The sequence below is a fragment of the Aurantimicrobium photophilum genome, assembly GCF_003194085.1.
In the GTDB taxonomy this organism is placed as follows: Bacteria; Actinomycetota; Actinomycetes; order Actinomycetales; family Microbacteriaceae; genus Aurantimicrobium; species Aurantimicrobium photophilum.
Genome location: NZ_CP023994.1, coordinates 1,202,983 through 1,219,339, shown reverse-complemented (window position 1 = coordinate 1,219,339; position 16,357 = coordinate 1,202,983). Strand labels below are relative to the sequence as shown.

16 protein-coding genes and 2 riboswitches are annotated in these 16,357 nt (G+C 56.6%); of the genes, 6 read left to right on the top strand and 10 right to left on the bottom strand.

What is annotated here, in order from left to right:
* Positions 1 to 4: 4 nt before the first annotated feature.
* Entirely contained in the window at positions 5 to 466 is a 462-nt protein-coding gene (locus AURMO_RS06030) for an SRPBCC family protein (RefSeq protein ID WP_110234039.1), read from the top strand.
* Between the two features lies 1 nt (position 467).
* On the opposite strand, the gene AURMO_RS06025 is transcribed toward AURMO_RS06030, so the two are convergent.
* From AURMO_RS06025 to AURMO_RS06005, 5 genes are read right to left on the bottom strand one after another with little or no spacing between them, the layout of a single operon-like run.
* On the bottom strand, positions 468 to 1,622 hold the full coding sequence (locus AURMO_RS06025; RefSeq protein WP_110234037.1) for a cysteine desulfurase family protein: 1,155 nt from the start codon (positions 1,620 to 1,622) through the stop codon (positions 468 to 470).
* Positions 1,623 to 1,631: 9 nt separating this feature from the next.
* Entirely contained in the window at positions 1,632 to 2,486 is an 855-nt protein-coding gene (gene nadC, locus AURMO_RS06020) for a carboxylating nicotinate-nucleotide diphosphorylase (RefSeq protein WP_110234035.1), read from the bottom strand.
* A gap of 2 nt (positions 2,487 to 2,488) precedes the next feature.
* Complete coding sequence (nadB, locus tag AURMO_RS06015; protein WP_110234033.1) at positions 2,489 to 4,027, bottom strand: L-aspartate oxidase; 1,539 nt, start codon at positions 4,025 to 4,027, stop codon at positions 2,489 to 2,491.
* A gap of 2 nt (positions 4,028 to 4,029) precedes the next feature.
* Positions 4,030 to 5,316 (bottom strand): quinolinate synthase NadA, encoded by a 1,287-nt coding sequence (gene nadA, locus AURMO_RS06010; RefSeq protein ID WP_110234031.1) that lies wholly within the window; start codon positions 5,314 to 5,316, stop codon positions 4,030 to 4,032.
* Positions 5,313 to 6,041 carry an NUDIX hydrolase gene (locus AURMO_RS06005; RefSeq protein ID WP_110234029.1) on the bottom strand — a complete coding sequence of 243 codons (729 nt, stop codon included), beginning with the start codon at positions 6,039 to 6,041 and terminating at the stop codon, positions 5,313 to 5,315. The genes nadA and AURMO_RS06005 overlap by 4 nt, the downstream gene beginning before the upstream one ends.
* A gap of 209 nt (positions 6,042 to 6,250) precedes the next feature.
* Here AURMO_RS06005 and AURMO_RS06000 point away from each other — a divergent pair, with 209 nt between their 5' ends.
* From AURMO_RS06000 to gcvP, 4 genes are all read left to right on the top strand, one after another.
* Positions 6,251 to 7,801, top strand: a complete 1,551-nt coding sequence (locus tag AURMO_RS06000) for an APC family permease (protein ID WP_110234027.1) — start codon at positions 6,251 to 6,253, stop codon at positions 7,799 to 7,801.
* A 191-nt stretch (positions 7,802 to 7,992) separates the two neighbouring features.
* Positions 7,993 to 8,084: riboswitch (glycine riboswitch) on the top strand.
* A riboswitch (glycine riboswitch) is annotated at positions 8,085 to 8,181 on the top strand.
* Between the two features lie 35 nt (positions 8,182 to 8,216).
* A complete protein-coding gene (gene gcvT, locus AURMO_RS05995; RefSeq protein ID WP_110234025.1) occupies positions 8,217 to 9,356 on the top strand; it encodes a glycine cleavage system aminomethyltransferase GcvT in 1,140 nt (379 codons plus the stop codon).
* A gap of 2 nt (positions 9,357 to 9,358) precedes the next feature.
* On the top strand, positions 9,359 to 9,730 hold the full coding sequence (gene gcvH / locus AURMO_RS05990) for a glycine cleavage system protein GcvH (RefSeq protein WP_110234023.1): 372 nt from the start codon (positions 9,359 to 9,361) through the stop codon (positions 9,728 to 9,730).
* 78 nt (positions 9,731 to 9,808) lie between these two features.
* Positions 9,809 to 12,709: an aminomethyl-transferring glycine dehydrogenase gene (gene gcvP, locus AURMO_RS05985; protein WP_110234021.1), complete on the top strand. Its 2,901-nt coding sequence runs from the start codon at positions 9,809 to 9,811 to the stop codon at positions 12,707 to 12,709.
* A gap of 6 nt (positions 12,710 to 12,715) precedes the next feature.
* Here the strand turns inward: gcvP and AURMO_RS05980 are convergent, their stop codons facing one another.
* Both AURMO_RS05980 and AURMO_RS05975 read right to left on the bottom strand, forming a co-directional pair.
* Positions 12,716 to 13,057, bottom strand: a complete 342-nt coding sequence (locus tag AURMO_RS05980; protein WP_110234019.1) for a HepT-like ribonuclease domain-containing protein — start codon at positions 13,055 to 13,057, stop codon at positions 12,716 to 12,718.
* Positions 13,054 to 13,563 carry an XRE family transcriptional regulator gene (locus AURMO_RS05975; protein WP_110234009.1) on the bottom strand — a complete coding sequence of 170 codons (510 nt, stop codon included), beginning with the start codon at positions 13,561 to 13,563 and terminating at the stop codon, positions 13,054 to 13,056. Before AURMO_RS05975 ends, AURMO_RS05980 begins: the two co-directional genes overlap by 4 nt.
* A gap of 59 nt (positions 13,564 to 13,622) precedes the next feature.
* Here AURMO_RS05975 and AURMO_RS05970 point away from each other — a divergent pair, with 59 nt between their 5' ends.
* Positions 13,623 to 14,171, top strand: coding sequence for a cysteine hydrolase family protein (locus AURMO_RS05970; RefSeq protein ID WP_110234007.1), 549 nt, complete (start codon positions 13,623 to 13,625; stop codon positions 14,169 to 14,171).
* On the opposite strand, the gene AURMO_RS05965 is transcribed toward AURMO_RS05970, so the two are convergent.
* Genes AURMO_RS05965 through AURMO_RS05955 form a run of 3 tightly spaced genes read right to left on the bottom strand, consistent with a single transcriptional unit; the run spans position 14,168 to position 16,209 of the window.
* The gene (locus AURMO_RS05965; RefSeq protein WP_110234005.1) at positions 14,168 to 14,770 is read right to left on the bottom strand and encodes a TetR/AcrR family transcriptional regulator; all 603 of its coding nucleotides are present in this window, start codon (positions 14,768 to 14,770) and stop codon (positions 14,168 to 14,170) included. The genes AURMO_RS05970 and AURMO_RS05965 overlap by 4 nt on opposite strands.
* Before the next feature lie 51 nt (positions 14,771 to 14,821).
* The gene (locus AURMO_RS05960; protein ID WP_110234003.1) at positions 14,822 to 15,379 is read right to left on the bottom strand and encodes a hypothetical protein; all 558 of its coding nucleotides are present in this window, start codon (positions 15,377 to 15,379) and stop codon (positions 14,822 to 14,824) included.
* 53 nt (positions 15,380 to 15,432) lie between these two features.
* Complete coding sequence (locus AURMO_RS05955) at positions 15,433 to 16,209, bottom strand: CPBP family intramembrane glutamic endopeptidase (protein WP_239406807.1); 777 nt, start codon at positions 16,207 to 16,209, stop codon at positions 15,433 to 15,435.
* Positions 16,210 to 16,357 lie beyond the last annotated feature (148 nt).

Genomic DNA, 16,357 nt, shown 5'->3' with positions numbered 1-16,357 from the left:
CACCATGCCTAAGCCTTATAGCCTCCAAGTTTCCGAAGACATCAACGCTCCTATCGACACTGTCTTCGATGTTCTCAACGACCTCAACCAGCTTGAAGCATGGTCTCCATTTAGTGCCATGGACCCCAGCCTGGTCAGCACCATCTCCACCCCAGCATCTGGTGTGGGCTCGGTGTATTCCTGGAAGGGCAAGCGCATTGGCTCAGGTTCGATGACCATGACCGTGTGCACCAAGCCCTACAAGATCGCCTTCGACATGGACTTCAACGGCAAGGACAAGGCACTCAGTGAATACCTCATCACCGAAACTGACGGCGTCACCACGGTGACCTGGTTCCTTGGTGGCGAGCGCGGCTTTGGCGGTCAGCTGATGAACGCATTGTTCAAGTTCGACAAGATGATGGCCAAGAACTTCGCGGATGGTCTCGGCTCACTCAAGAAGCTCATCGAAGCTCAGGGTAAGTAACTTAATTCGCCAATCCGCTGACGATGGAAACAGCGTCAGCTAGGGCTGCTGCTGCAGTACTGAGTTCTTCAGCAGTGGTGCTGTGGCTCAAGCTGAAGCGCACCGAGGTTTGTGCCACGTCAGGGTCAATGCCGCTGGCAATGAGAACGTGTGAAGGATCATCACTGCCTGCAGCACAGGCAGAACCACTCGAGACAATCACTCCGCGCTGTTCGAGTTCTAACAGCAGGGTTTCTCCATTGAGCCCGGCGAAAGTGAAGCTCGCAATGGCGGGGTGACGTTCGGTGGGGTTCCCGGTGAGTTGTGCTTCGGGGATTGAGCTGAGCACCTGAGTAATGAACTCATCACGGAGTGCACTCACACGAGCGGATTCAGTCGAAAACTCGGGCAGGCCGTCAACGGCAGTGGCGAGAGCAACAGCCCAGGCCACGTTCTCTGTTCCGGAACGTCGACCGAATTCTTGGCCGCCCCCGTGGAGCAACGGCTCCACGACCAGGCGTCCTCGAATGTAGGTCACGCCAGAACCTTTGGGGGCGCCGAGCTTGTGACCTGAGATTGTCAGTGCATCAACACCGGCAACGACTGAGCCGTTCTTGCCCACGCGCAGATCGAACCATCCAGCTGCTTGCACGGCATCGGTGTGCACGAGAGCACCCACGGCATGTGTTGCTTGGATGATCTGGGGAAGCGGATGTGTGGTGCCGATCTCGTTGTTAGCCAGCATGAGTGTGACGAGGGTGGTGTCGGAGCGCAGTGCCTTTCCCAGCTCAGCCAGGTCGATGTTTCCCTGGTGGTCCACGTTCAGCCACGTAATCTCAAAGCCATGCACGCGCTCGAGGTAATCCAGTGTTTCAAGAACAGCTTCGTGTTCGGTCTTTGCAGAAACGATCTGTTTACCCCGAGGGTTAGCCAGTGCCAGGCCAGTAATGGCGAGGTTGTCACCTTCGGTGCCACCGGAAGTGAAGACGAGGTCACTGGCGGGGCAGTCCAGCCAATTAGCTATGCGTGAGCGCGCACTTTCCAAAGCTGTCTTGGCACGTAAACCCAGCTCATGCGTGCTCGAAGGATTACCAAACACTGCCGTAAGCCAGGGCCATGCTGCTTCCAACGCTGCAGGAACCACGGGAGTGGTTGCGGCGTTGTCGAGATAAATCATGAGGAACTCTTAGGCATCAATCGTGACGTCGAGGCCAAGGTCGAGGGCGCGGGCTGAGTGTGTCAGTGCACCAACAGAGATCACGTCCACGCCGGTCTCCGCAATGGCACGCACGGTGTTCAGGTTCACGCCACCACTTGCTTCGACCACGGCACGGCCCGCAACCTGGTCAACACCGGTCTTGAGGTCTTCCAATGAGAAGTTATCGAGCATGATGATGTCCACGCCACCGGCAATGACGGGTTCAATCTGGTCCAGGCGGTCCACTTCCACCTCAAACTTCACGCCTGCAGGAAGTTCACTCTTCACGCGCTGAAGTTCCGTGGTGAGATCCTTGCCACCTGCCAACAACACAGCCAAGTGGTTGTCCTTGGCCATGAAAGCGGTGGAGAGGTTGAGGCGATGGTTTGTTCCGCCACCGCACACAACCGCGTGACGTTCAAATGCGCGCAGGTTGGGGGTGGTCTTGCGGGTATCCAAGATGGTGGCACCGGTTCCCTTAATGGCGTCCACATAGACCGCCGTCAAGGTTGCAATGCCACTCATGCGCTGGGTGAAGTTCAACCCAATGCGTTCTGCCGTGAGAATGCCTCGGGCAGGACCAGAAACACGAGCTAGCTCGTCCCCTGGAACAAAGCGGTCTCCATCTTTCTTGAGGAGTTCCACCTGAATACGAGGATCGGTTAGACGGAAGGCTGCTTCAAAGACCTCGGCACCAGAGAACGTACCTGGTTCACGCGCAGCCAGCACGGCGGTTGCGGTGGCATCCTCGGTGATGGCCAGCAGAGAAGTGATGTCCCCAGTGGGGGCATCTTCGTGCAGGGCCTCAGCAACAACCCGGTCGATGGTTTCTTGATCCAACATGGTTACGCCTTTCGAACCAGCGTGATGGGGCGAGCTTTCGCCGGGTCAGTGTCGGGGAAGTCGAGACGGTAGTGGCCACCACGAGATTCTTCGCGAGCCAGGGCAGCCTCGGTCACCGTGCGGGCTAGGAGAAGCAGGTTGGCATCTTCCCAGTCGGGGAAGAGGCGGTGGGCAGGGTCAGCCGGACGCCAGGAGTGGAGTTGAGTGAGTGCACTCTCGAGTTCAGATTTGGTGCGAGCCAGACCCACGTTGTCCCACATGAGTGTCTGCAGTTCCACACGGTCCACGACCTGGGCGGTGGTGGTGTGGTCGGGCTCGAGAAGTTCGAGTTCTGCCAATGGTGCTGCATTCGCCCAGCGAACACTGGGCGCATCTTCTGGCCACTGTTCTCCCAGTGCTCGAACAGCACGGTGGGCAAAGACGATGCTCTCGAGCAGAGAGTTCGAAGCTAAGCGGTTAGCGCCATGAGCACCCGTGCAGGCAACTTCGCCCACGGCATAGAGTCCGGGGATTGAGGTGCGACCAAAGGTGTCGGTGGCGATGCCACCCATCCAATAGTGCGCGGCAGGTGTGACAGGAATGGGGTCGCGTCCCCAGTTCAAACCATAAGAGCGGCAGGCCTTAGTAATACTGGGGAAGCGTTGAGCTAGGAAGTCACTTCCCAGAGCAGTGGCATCCAGGAGCACAGGCTGGCCGCCCTGCTCAATCATGGTGCGCTGAATGCCTCGGGCCACGACATCGCGAGGCGCTAACTCTGCCAAAGGGTGGATCTTCTGCATGAAGCGCTCGCCGTTGGCGTCGATCAAGACAGCGCCTTCACCACGGACTGCTTCAGAGATCAGAAACGAACCAGGAACAGCAAGTGCAGTGGGGTGGAATTGGTAAAACTCAACATCTGCCAACTCAGCACCTGCGCGAAACGCGGCTGCAACGCCGTCGCCGGTAGTGACAGCAGGGTTGGTGGTGTGGCGATAGAGCTGACCGGCACCACCACTGGCCAATATGACCGCATCGGCAGCAATGAATTGCATGCCGTCAGCGTCAAGCACCTGAACGCCTGTGACGTGATTGTTGTCAACCACAATGTCGGCGACGAAGGTGTATTCCCGAATCTCGGTGGCGGTGCGGCGCACCGTCTCCACTAAGGCATTACTTGTCACAGCACCGGTGGCGTCGCCACCGGCATGCAGAATACGTGCGTGGGAGTGGGCTGCTTCTAAACCCATGGCGAAATCTGCGCCCGTGCGGTCAAACTCAACACCGAAGTTCACCAGGTCGTTGATACGACCTGGTCCTTCGGCGCAGAGAACCTCGACAGCGGGTTCCCAGCACATGCCCGCTCCAGCAAACATGGTGTCGGCGACGTGTTCAGCGATGGTGTCATCGGTGGAGACAACGGCAGCAATGCCGCCTTGGGCATAGTGAGTGTTGCTTTCGGCAAGGTTTGCCTTGGTCACGAGGATGACCTCGTGATGACGGCTCGCCTCAGCTGCGGCGATCAGTCCTGCGACACCGCTACCGATAACAACAATCTTGGCCATAGTTAGTTTGCTGGCTTAGCAGCCAACATCCTCTCGAGTGCAACGCGTGCTGGTTCAGCCACAGACTCATCGACTGTGATCTGATTGACTACTTCACCCGCGACAAGGCGCTCGAGCACCCAGGCGAGGTAGCCGGGGTGGATGCGATACATCGTGGAGCAAGGGCAGACAACGGGGTCGAGACAGAAGATGGTGTGCTCGGGGTGCTGCGCAGCCAGGCGCTGCACCATATTGATCTCCGTGCCAATGGCGAAGGTGGTGGGCTCGGTGGCTGCTTCCACGGCCTTGCGGATGTAGTCGGTGGAACCGTATTCATCTGAGGCATCCACGACAGCCATAGGGCTTTCGGGGTGAACAATCACGCGCACGCCGGGGTATTCCGCACGTGCCTTCTCGATCTGTTCCACGGTGAAGCGCTTGTGAACTGAGCAGAAACCATTCCAGAGAATGACCTTGGCGTCAGTGAGTTCTTCTGCGGTGTTGCCACCAAGCGGCTTGCGTCCCCACCACAGAGGCATCTGCTCAACGGGGATACCCATGGCCTTGGCGGTGTTGCGGCCTAAGTGCTGGTCGGGGAAGAACAGCACACGCTGACCACGTTCAAAAGCCCACTCCAGTACGGTTGCTGCGTTAGAGGACGTGCAGACGATACCGCCGTGCTCACCGCAGAATCCCTTGAGAGCTGCAGAGGAGTTCATGTAGGTCACAGGGATGACAGGAACGCGACCCTGCTCATCTGGCTCGGTGCCATAGAGTTCCTCGAGCTGTTCCCAGCACTGAGTGACGGAGTCAATGTCAGCCATATCTGCCATGGAGCAGCCAGCTGCCAGGTTAGGCAGGATGACCTTCTGGTTGTCGTTGGAGAGAATGTCTGCGGTCTCGGCCATGAAGTGAACACCGCAGAACACGATGGCTTCAGCTTCGGGGCGCCCCTTAGCTGCAACAGCCAGCTGGAAGGAGTCTCCGAGGTAGTCGGCGTGCTGCACAATCTCATCGCGCTGGTAGAAGTGACCCAGGATCACGACCTTGTCGCCGAGAGTCTCTTTAGCGGCGCGGATGCGTGCGTGGAGTTCGTCGTTGGTCGCGGTCTTGTATTCCTCAGGCAAGCCACCCTGCACTGGAGAACCGGTGGGGATGACATCACCCATGGATGCACCTGGGCCATAGCCCGGGGTGCCCTTGTCGAATTCCCACGGGCCCTTGGCTAGCGAAGGGGAGCAGGTGCTCTCGTCGCTCTTGCCAGCGGCAATGAGCTGGATGCGGTCGTTGACCGAGGCGGTCGGGTTCATGAGTTATCTCCTCGGGTGGAGGCCGGAGTGCGGGGTGCACTCAGGCGTGAGAGCGGACCTTGGTCCGTGAGGTCAATGGAGGTGTTGTAGCGATAGAGCTGGGGTGGGCGGTGTGGTGTGCCCGCGAGGCGCTCGCCGGTGGCGACCACGGTGCCAGAGGCTTCCACCATGCGGCGGAAGTTGCCGGGGTCAACCGGCTTGCGAAGAACGACTTCATAGACCTCACGCAGCTGAGCCAAGGTGAAGGTTTCACCCAAGAAGCCGTGTGCAATGCGGGAGTATTCGAGCTTGGTGCGCAATCGCCACAGCGCGTAGTCCACGATGAGGTTGTGATCAAAGGCGAGCTCGGGCAGATTATCTGCAGTGAACCACTGCACGTTCTCACTCTGGATAGCGCGGTCTGCTTCATCACCAGCAACCAGTGCCCAGTAGACAATCGAGACCACGCGGTCATCGGGGGAGCGGTCGAGCTGACCGAAAGCGTAGAGCTGCTCGAGATAGCGAGGCTCCAGGGCGGTGGTCTCGAGCAGAGTGCGAGAGGCAGCTTCGGCCAAGTCTTCGTTGGAGTTCAATGGACCACCGGGCAGCGCCCACTGCCCCTCATAGGGTTCGCGGATTCGACGAACCAGGGGGAGAACCAGTTCCGGCTCGCCAGAGGCTGAAGGGCGCAACGCAAAGATCACCGTGGATACGGCGAGCGAGACCTGGCTCTCAGCTGTTGACATTGCCCCTACTTTGTAAGAGTCAGTTTGACTCTAAGTAAATCCATCTTAGTGTCATTCTGACTCGAACACCACAATTCGTCTTCATTTCGATTATGTAAAGAACTCTTGAAAGGTGGGTTATTGATGGAAATCTCTCACAAATGAGAGTTAAGTGTGTAGCAACCGCAGTTCAGGGCTGGGATGCGGACGTCACAAAGGAGCAACACCGAATGTCAACTACTGACCTCACCGGACAAAAAGGACTCAAGACAGGAGCATTGGGACTCGTCTCCAGTGTTGTTGTCGGAATGGCCTCCACGGCGCCGGCATATAGCCTGGCAGCTGCCCTCGGCTTCATTGTCTTAGGTGGTGAAACCCTTGTTGGGTTCCAAGCACCGGGCATCATCTTGCTGGCATTCGTGCCCATGTTCTTTATTTCTGTTGCTTACAAAGAGCTCAACCGCGTAGAGCCGGACTGCGGCACGGTGTTTACCTGGGCAGCACGTGCCTTTGGCACCCGCACCGGCTGGATGGGTGGTTGGGCATTAATCGCCGCCGACATCATCGTGATGGCCAACCTGGCACAAATTGCCGGTTCCTACTCCTTCACCTTCGTGGGAGAAGTCTTTAATAACCCGGAGATTGGCGCCATCTCAGGAGACGTCTTCTGGTCAACCTTTGCCGGTTTGATCTGGATCTTCCTGATGACTTGGATTGCGTATCGAGGCGTGGAGATCTCCGCCAAGCTCCAGTACTGGCTACTCGCTATTGAAGTAATCATCCTGATTGCCTTCGCCAGTGTTGCCCTGTTCCGTGTCTTTAGCGGAAACGGTATTGCAGAGTCCAGCATCCCTGAACTGAGCTGGTTCAACCCCTTCACTCTTCCCTTTGAAACCGCTATTGCTCCTGCTGTGCTGACCGCCCTGTTTATCTACTGGGGCTGGGACACCGCTGTGGCCATCAACGAAGAAACCTCAAACCCTGAAAAGACTCCCGGTAATGCTGCAGTCATTAGCACCCTGCTCTTGGTTGTGACCTACCTCTTGGTCACTGTGGGCGCCGTTGCATTCGCAGGTGTTGGTGAAACCGGTATTGGTTTGGGCAACCCTGACAACGCCGGCGATATCTTCGCCGCGGTGGGACCAACCCTGTTCGGTGACAGCATTCTCGGTCACATTATGATGCTGCTGTTGGCCGCATCGATTCTGACCTCGGCAGCTGCCTCGACTCAGACCACCATCTTGCCCACCGCTCGCGGTGCACTTTCGATGGCGGCCTACAAGGCCCTTCCCTCGCACTTCACAAAGATGCACCCCAAGTTCCTCACGCCCACCTGGGCAACCTGGGGCATGGGCATCATCTCGGCCGCGTTCTATCTCATCTTCACTTTGGTGAGCCCAGATCTGCTGGTTGCGTTGATTGGTGCACTGGGTCTGCTCATTGCCGTCTACTACGGACTTACCGGATTCGCTGCAACCTGGTTCTTCCGCAAGACCCTTTTTATGAGCACTCGAAACTTCTTCATGCGGGGCCTGATTCCTTTCCTCGGTGGCACAACGATGGCTATCGTCTTTGTCTATGGCCTGCAGCAGTTCCTGCTGCCGGACTGGCTGGTTGACGCCAACGGCAACAACGTCACCATCTTTGGTGCCGGCGCTGTCGGCGTAGTTGGTCTGATGTCTATCGCTTTAGGAGCATTCCTGATGATCTGGTGGAACGTGGTCAACAGTGAGTATTTCAAGGGCAAGACCCTTGAAAAGCGCGCTCATACCGCCGATTAAATCCTTCCAATTGGGTTGGCAAGAATCCCCACCTCACCAGAGGTGGGGATTCTGTTGTGACGGACTGAGTTCAGACCTTCAACCCTGACTTGAAGTAACTTCCTCAATTCCTTCCGCTCTGGCCAGAAAACATGCGGAGTATCGGGACTTCCGCCCATAGACTTGACGTACTAATTGAATATCGAGGTCTAGCGATCGATGCGGGAGAGTTCACTTTCGAGGTGAACACCGAAGGAGCAATCCTCCCCGACAATCTCTCAGGTACGCGTACCGCATCGGACGGACCACTCTGAAAAGAAGATGTTGAACAAAACATCTCGCCCACGGTGAAAGCTGCTTCGGCAGTGAAGCTCTCAGGCACCAATGACAGAGGGGGAGTTCCCACTCAAAAGGTTTTTGACCGAAGGAGAACTCAATGTCTGACTCACCTCGATACTCACCGCTGTACGCCGTGCACGAATCACTCGGTGCCAGCTTCACCGACTTCGCGGGCTTCATGATGCCCGTTCGCTATGACAGCGACCTGGCTGAGCACCACGCCGTGCGCACTGCTGCCGGTATTTTCGATATCTCCCACATGGCTGAGATCTCCGTCACCGGCCCAGAAGCTGGTGCATTCCTGGACTACGCACTCGCTGGCAAACTCTCTGCCATCAACATTGGCCAGGCTAAGTACTCTCTTCTGCTCAACGAAGCAGGTGGCATCATTGATGACCTCGTGGTCTACCGCCTCGGTGAGCAGCACTGGTTGGTTGTGGCCAATGCAGGTAACCGTTTCCCTGCCGTTGAGGCACTGAACCACCGCACCACAGGTTTTGATGTCAACGTCAAGGACGAAAGCGACGCCACTGCGCTTATTGCCGTGCAGGGACCCAACGCTCTCGACATTCTCAAGCACACCGTCGGTCTCGAGCTCGCAGCTGAAGCTGCTGAGCGTCCCGAGCCCACCCTTGAGTCCCTCAAGTACTACTGGTCTCTTCCTGCTACGTTCCTGGGCAACCCTATGCTGATCGGTCGTACCGGCTACACCGGTGAAGACGGCTTTGAGCTCTATGTCGATGTACAGCACGCAGCAGTTCTTTGGAACGCATTGATGGCTGCCGGTGAAAGCCGTGGACTGGTACCCACCGGTCTGGCATGCCGTGACACTCTCCGCCTCGAGGCCGGTATGCCTCTCTATGGTCACGAGCTCAACCTCACCACCGCTCCTGTTCAGGCAGGCCTGGGCAAGGTTGTTGCCCTGTCCAAGGAAGGCGACTTCGTCGGACGCGCAGCATCTGAGAAGGGCGTCTCTGCAGATGCTCCCGTTCTGGTGGGTCTCGTCGGCGAAGGCAAGCGTGCTGCTCGTGCTGACTATGAGGTCTACTCCGGTGAGAACAAGGTGGGTGTGGTCACCTCCGGTGCCCTGTCACCCACGCTTGAATACCCCGTTGCCATGGCGTTCGTTGACCCCTCGGTCTCCGAGCTGGGCACCATCGTGGATGTGGATATCCGCGGCACTCGTCTTCCCTATACCGTTACCGCTTTACCCTTCTACAGCAGAAAGAAGAACTAACCATGGCTAACCCCACCAACCTGAAGTACACCGAAGAACACGAGTGGCTGCTTGTCGACGGCGACAGCGCAACAGTGGGCATCACCGCCTACGCAGCTGAGAAGCTCGGCGACGTTGTCTACGTTGAGCTGCCCAAGGTCGGCGCCTCCATCACCGCGGGCACCGTTGTTGGCGAGATCGAGTCCACCAAGAGCGTAGGAGAGCTTTACGCCCCTGTCACCGGAACTGTCACCGAGGTCAACGACGCAGTTGTCTCCAGCCCTGAGCTCGTCAACGAAGACCCCTTCGGCGCTGGCTGGCTCATCAAGGTGAGCTTCGCTGACGTTCCCGCACTGCTGGACGCTGACGCCTACACCGCACTCACGGGCGAATAGTTCACAAGAACTCTCGTCGCTGCCCCGGCAGCACCTGTTCCAACTTTTGTAATGCCCTCAACCTGTCAAGGAAATTGAATGTCGAACGCGTTCGTCAACCGCCACATCGGAACTGACTCTGCAGCACAAGCCCAGATGCTGAAGCACCTGGGCTATGACAGCATCGAGCACCTCATCGAGGCTGCAATCCCTGAGTCGATTCACGTCGACCAGTTCCGTGCTGCTGGCTCATCTCTGCTCCCTGAGCCTGCTACTGAGCGCGAAACGATTGCGGAACTGCGTGAGTTGGCCTCGAAGAACACTCTTCGTCGCTCACTGATCGGTCAGGGTTACTACGACACGATTACTCCTGCGGTGATCAAGCGCAACGTGTTGGAGAACCCCAGCTGGTATACGGCATACACGCCCTACCAGCCTGAGATTTCCCAGGGTCGTCTGGAAGCCATCATCAACTTCCAGACCATGGTCACTGACCTCACCGGTCTGGCAACCGCCAACGGCTCGATGCTCGATGAGAGCACCTCGGCTGTGGAAGCCATGCTCTTGGCTCGTCGCTCCTCCAAGGTGGACTCCAACGTTTTCGTTGTCGACACCCATGTCCTGGCTCAGACCAAGAGCCTGATTGCCGGCCGCGTTGCTGCAGTGGGCATCGAGGTAGTTGAGCTTGATCTTGCTGCCGGTGCAGAGCTTCCTGAGGCTTTCGGTGTTCTCATTCAATACCCCGGTGCGAATGGTCGCATCTGGGACCCCAGTGCCGTCATCGAGAAGGCCAAGGCGGCCGGTGCCATCACGATCGTGGCTGCTGACCTGCTTGCCTTGACTCTCATTGCTTCCCCTGCTGAACTCGGTGCTGATGTTGCTGTGGGATCCTCACAGCGCTTCGGTGTTCCCATGGGCTTTGGTGGTCCCCACGCCGGTTACATGGCTGTTCGTGCTGGCCTTGAGCGCAGCATGCCTGGCCGTCTGGTGGGAGTTTCTCTCGACGCCAATGGTGAGCCTGCCTATCGCTTGACCCTGCAGGCACGTGAGCAGCACATCCGCCGCGACAAGGCAACCTCGAACATCTGTACTGCACAAGTACTCCTCGCTGTGATGGCCGGAATGTACGCGGTGTACCACGGCCCCGAGGGCCTGAAGGAAATTGCAACCCAGGTGCACGAGCGTGCCACCGCACTGGCAGCGATTCTTCGCGCCGGCGGTGTCACCGTCACTCACGACAACTTCTTCGACACCCTCCACGTCAGCGTTCCTGGCAAGGCAGCAGCTATCGCTGCCGCTGCACAAGCTGGTGGCTTCTTGCTCAACCAGGTTGATGCTGACACCCTCACCATCTCCGTGGATGAAACCACCACCCCCGGTGAAGTGGAAGCCGTTGCGGGGTTCTTCGGTGCAGACGCTGCTTACCAAGCAGTGGCTTCGGCCGTACCCGCCAAGCTGGTGCGCACTTCGACCTATCTTGAGCACCCCGTGTTCAACACGCACCGCAGCGAGACCAGCATGATGCGCTACCTCAAGCGTCTTGCTGACTTCGACTACGCACTCGACCGTGGCATGATCCCGCTGGGTTCCTGCACCATGAAGCTCAACGCTGCCACCGAAATGGAAGCAGTGACCTGGCCCGAGTTTGGTGGTCTACACCCCTTCGCTCCCGCTGAGGATGTTGCCGGTTACGTTGAACTCATTGCTCAGCTCGAGAAATGGCTTGTTGACCTCACCGGTTACAACACCGTTTCCCTCCAGCCCAACGCGGGAAGCCAGGGCGAGCTTGCTGGTCTGCTCGCTATTCGTGGATACCACTTGGCCAACGGTGACACTCAGCGCACCGTCTGCTTGATTCCTTCCAGTGCCCACGGCACCAACGCAGCCTCCGCAGTTCTAGCTGGCATGAGCGTGGTTGTGGTCGCCTGTGATGAGGTCGGAAACGTTGACCTCGATGACCTGCGCGCCAAGATCGCCGAGCACGGTGACACACTCGCTGCTCTCATGATCACCTACCCCTCCACTCACGGTGTGTATGAGCACGCAGTGCCCGACATCACCGCTGCGGTTCACGCAGCAGGTGGCCAGGTTTATGTTGACGGTGCAAACCTCAACGCGATGACCGGCTTTGCTCGCTTCGGTGACTTTGGTGGCGACGTCTCCCACCTGAACCTGCACAAGACCTTCTGCATCCCTCACGGTGGTGGCGGTCCCGGCGTGGGCCCCGTCGCAGCGAAGGCGCACCTTGCTCCTTACCTGCCCAGCCACTTCGCTATCCAGAACCCTCACCACGTGTTGGTGGAAGGTGACACCGTCTCCACCGTTACTCACGATGGTGCTCAGATCTCAGCTGCTCCTTACGGTTCGCCCAGCATTCTTCCCATCTCGTGGGCATACGTGCGCATGATGGGTGAGCAAGGCATCCGAGATGCAACAGCATCTGCAGTTCTCGCAGCGAACTACATTTCCAAGCGCCTCGCGGATTACTACCCCACCCTCTACACCGGTGACAACGGTTTGGTTGCGCACGAGTGCATCCTCGATCTGCGTCCGCTGACGGCAGAGACCGGTGTGAGCGTGGATGACGTGGCTAAGCGTTTGGTGGACTTTGGCTTCCACGCTCCCACCATGAGCTTCCCCGTTGCGGGCACGCTCATGATTGAGCCCACCGAATCGGAAGACCTTGACGAGATCGAACGCTTCATCAACGCCATGATCACCATCAAGGCAGAAGCTGACGCTGTGCTTGCTGGGCAGTGGCCTGCAGATGACAACCCACTGCACAACGCTCCTCACACGGCTGCCTCCATCGCAGGGGAGTGGAACCACCCTTACTCTCGCGAGAAGGCTGTCTATCCCTTCGCTGAAGGCCTCGATGCTGCCACCCGCACTATGCGCGTGCGGAGCAAGTACTGGGCTCCGGTTCGTCGTATCGACAACGCCTACGGTGACCGCAACCTGGTCTGCTCCTGCCCACCACCAGAAGCGTTTGAGAACTAACATTTCTCAATCTTGAATTGATAAGCCCCTCAAAGCAGCATGAAGCTGGTTGAGGGGCTTATCTAATGTTTCCCAAATCATTTCCGCGTCTACGGTGAAGTAGTGGTGACCAATGAGGTCGCGCTGACGCATTATTTTGCTCCAGGGGACTTCCGGCAGCGTCTCTCGTTGACTAGCGCTGAGAGACTTCACCGCTTCACCAATGATGAATAGTTGAAAAGTGACGGCGGCCAACACCGTCTCTTCAATTTCATCCTCAGAATGTTTCTCGAGTAATGCTTTGCTTCTGTGGATGGACTGGATGGCTTTCAGGATGTCGCTAATACGTTGTTTGTCGCTTCGGGTCATAAAGGAACTGCCTCTCGATGAGCGTGTAAAGCTACATGCTCAGCGAGGACAGAACGGGGGGCTACATCAATCTGTTGAAAAAGTATTTCTTGAAGGGCATCGGAAGCATCAAGCAAAGGCATCAAGCCATACTTTCTCGCGTCAAAATCAACCATGATGTCGATGTCAGAAGTTTCTGTTTCCTCGCCTCGGGCGACGGAGCCAAACACTGCCGGGTTGAACATGTCAAAACCGGCGAGGATCTCGATGATCTGTTTTCTTTTGGCCTGAACCAGAGCCATTATTCCTCGGCGAACATCCAGTTGCCGAGGGGAACTCGTTGCAGTGAGCTCGAGCGTGGAACCAGCTGCTGCCAGAATTCTTTCCAATGTCACCAGAGTGGGGACCGCTTCGCCTGACTCGTATTTACTCAAGGTTGCTTGCGATGTGCCAGCTCGCAACGCTAGCTCTGTCTGCGTGAGACCACTCTGAAGTCGAGCCTCAGAAATGAGCGTAGAGATGACCATAACTAATTATATCAATATTGATATAAGTGTTCTAGGCGGCAGCAGAGTAACCTGAAGCCATGACGAAGAACGCTCTCATCGTGATTGATGTCCAGCAGGGTTTTGACCAGCTGGATTACTGGGGACCGCGAAATAACCCTGCATGTGAAGACAACATTCGTTCCTTGCTCGGGAAATGGCGTTCCGAAGGTCAACCTGTCGTGTTGGTACGTCATGATTCTGTTGGCGCAACCTCGCCCCTTCGTCCGGGGCAGTCGGGCAACGATTTCAAAGCTGGAATAGATGGAGCTCATGACCTCCTTATTTCGAAGCAGGTGAACTCAGCTTTCTATGGAACGCCTGACCTCGATGCGTGGCTCAAGGCAGTAGGAATTTCTTCAGTCACAATTTGTGGCATCACGACGAACCACTGTTGTGAAACAACGGCACGCATGGCAGGAAATCTTGGTTATGACGTCACGTTCGTACTGGATGCTACGCACACTAATGACCGGAAAGATGTTGAGGGAAAAATCATACCCGCTGACGAAATAGCACGAATCACCGGAGCAAACCTGCACGGCGAATTCGCCACGGTTCGTTCAACCGCAGAAGTACTAGCGAACTAGTTCAGGATGGCCTTATCGACCACGTGCATCACGAGGTCGATCCAGGCTGCAGGGTCTACCTTTTCAGGGGCGATATCGTCAACGACGCGACCTACGGTGTAAGCCTGAACGAAGACGGCAGCAGCGCGAGCATCGACATTCTCTGACATCCAGCCCTTGTTCTGGGCTTCGATGAAGAGGTCAGTGAAGGCATCCGTGAGGCGCTTCTGTTCAGCGCCTAGTGCTTCGTGGAAGCGAGGGCTGCTGTAGGTCAAGCCAGCTGCACGAGCGCGCTCGAGGCGGAAGCTAGAACGTGCTTGATCCTGGTTATAAATGTTGAGCTTGCGGAGAGCTTTCAGAAGGTCATCGCGTGAGCCCACGGTGGCCAAAATCTGCGCGAGAGCATCAATGGTCGCGTCCACGTTCACGCTAAATCGAGCAATAAGTGCTGCTTCGAGCAGGTCTTCAAAATCTTCGAAGTGGTGATACAGCGAACCCTTAGAAACCCCCGAGGCTGTCAACACCTGATCGGCTGTGATGTGTTCTGGATCAGAACCATCCAGCAGTTCCGCCATCGTCTCAATAAGACGATCGCGGGTGGGGTGTGAAGATTTCGCCATAGTTAATTCTAAACCGCTTTGTGAAGCGGAAAATTGGACGAAAGGTATTTATTACTGGGCTGTCGCGGGCTCAACAGCAGAGTCAAAGAGCTTCTGTGCTTCCTCGCTGAGACCATAGGAAGACACCACGATCTGAGGAACGTTAACGCCCGTCGCCTTGCCGGAAATAACAGAGGTCATGACGAGGTCATTTTTGGTGTGAAGTTCGATGGTGAAATCGGTACCCGTAATTTTGAAGATGTTGTCACTGAGCTTGAACTCTGCGTCCGCGAACGTCTTCGAGTCGAGGAGCTTTTTCAATGCATTGATGGAGATTGACTTAGCTTCATCAAAAGTCGGAGTGGTCTTGTCGCCCAGGTTTGCTGTGACAACCTGCTTGCCTTCGGGTGCGCTGGGGTCATAGACAAGGACGAATTCTTTATCTGCTACCGAAAGAGTCTCAGTTCCGCCTTTGGCCTTGAACTCCTTGACCGAGTTAGCCACCACGGCAACAGCAGCATTACGGGCAGCGTTGCCAGAGAGATTTTTGTGGTCAGTGATGCTGCATGCGGAGAGAACAGCGGTGATGAGGAGAGCGACCATGGTCGCACCGATAAAGCGCTTAGACATAGGTACAACCCTACCGAGAGTTTCTTATGTGCTGGCTGTGAAAGAAAGGTGGTTTAGGTGCCGGGCAGGAAGCCCGGAGCAAGTGCCTTCACTGCGGCATAGCCAGTGAAGGAAACAATGTCCAAGATCCAGTGCGCAATCACGAGAGGCATCGTGCGACCCCAGCGCTGATAAGCCAAACCGAACACCACGCCCATCACGAAGTTGCCCACGAAGGGACCAAAACCTTGATACAGGTGGTAACTGCCACGCAAGGCAGCCGACGTGAGAATGATCTGCCAAGTCTTCCAGCCAAATTCACGCAGGCGAGTGAAGAGGTAGCCAACGACGATGAGTTCTTCGACCAGGGCTGCACGCAGCGCTGCCAGGACCAATACCGGCACAGTCCACCAGTAGGTATCCAGTGCGGTCGGAACAATCGTGACCGTAATTCCTAAGGCATTACCGACGAGGTAGAGGCCTAGACCTGGAATGCCAATAATCGCTGCCAAGCCAAATCCGCGCAGCAGGTCTTTGCCGGGTTCTTTGAAGTTGAATCCCAATTGGGTGAACGCGCTGTTGCCTGGTTTCGCTAACAGCCATAACACCAACACAACAGGAACCAGGCCAAAGAAGATACCTAAGAGTTGGTAGACCAGATCAAAGATGGGCTGATCCGACAGAGGCTGGTTGATGACCGCCTTCTGAGCATTGAGTGCTTCAGGAGTAGTGAGCTTTCGAATGAGCGACACAATCGAATACACCGCGGAGGACCCCAGAGAGAGTCCCAGCACAATGGCAATCTCAAGCCAGGTGCGTGCACGTTGCTGTTTCGGGGTCCATTCACTCACGCCGATAAGCCTAGTTAGAGATGCCTACGGTATGCTTGAAATGCTCGATTTACCCGGCATTGCACACCTGTGGTGCCGCTGGTTTTATTTTGTCGGGCAATCACTTCTAACCAACGATGACCATGTTCGGTCATCGAGAGGATTTTTC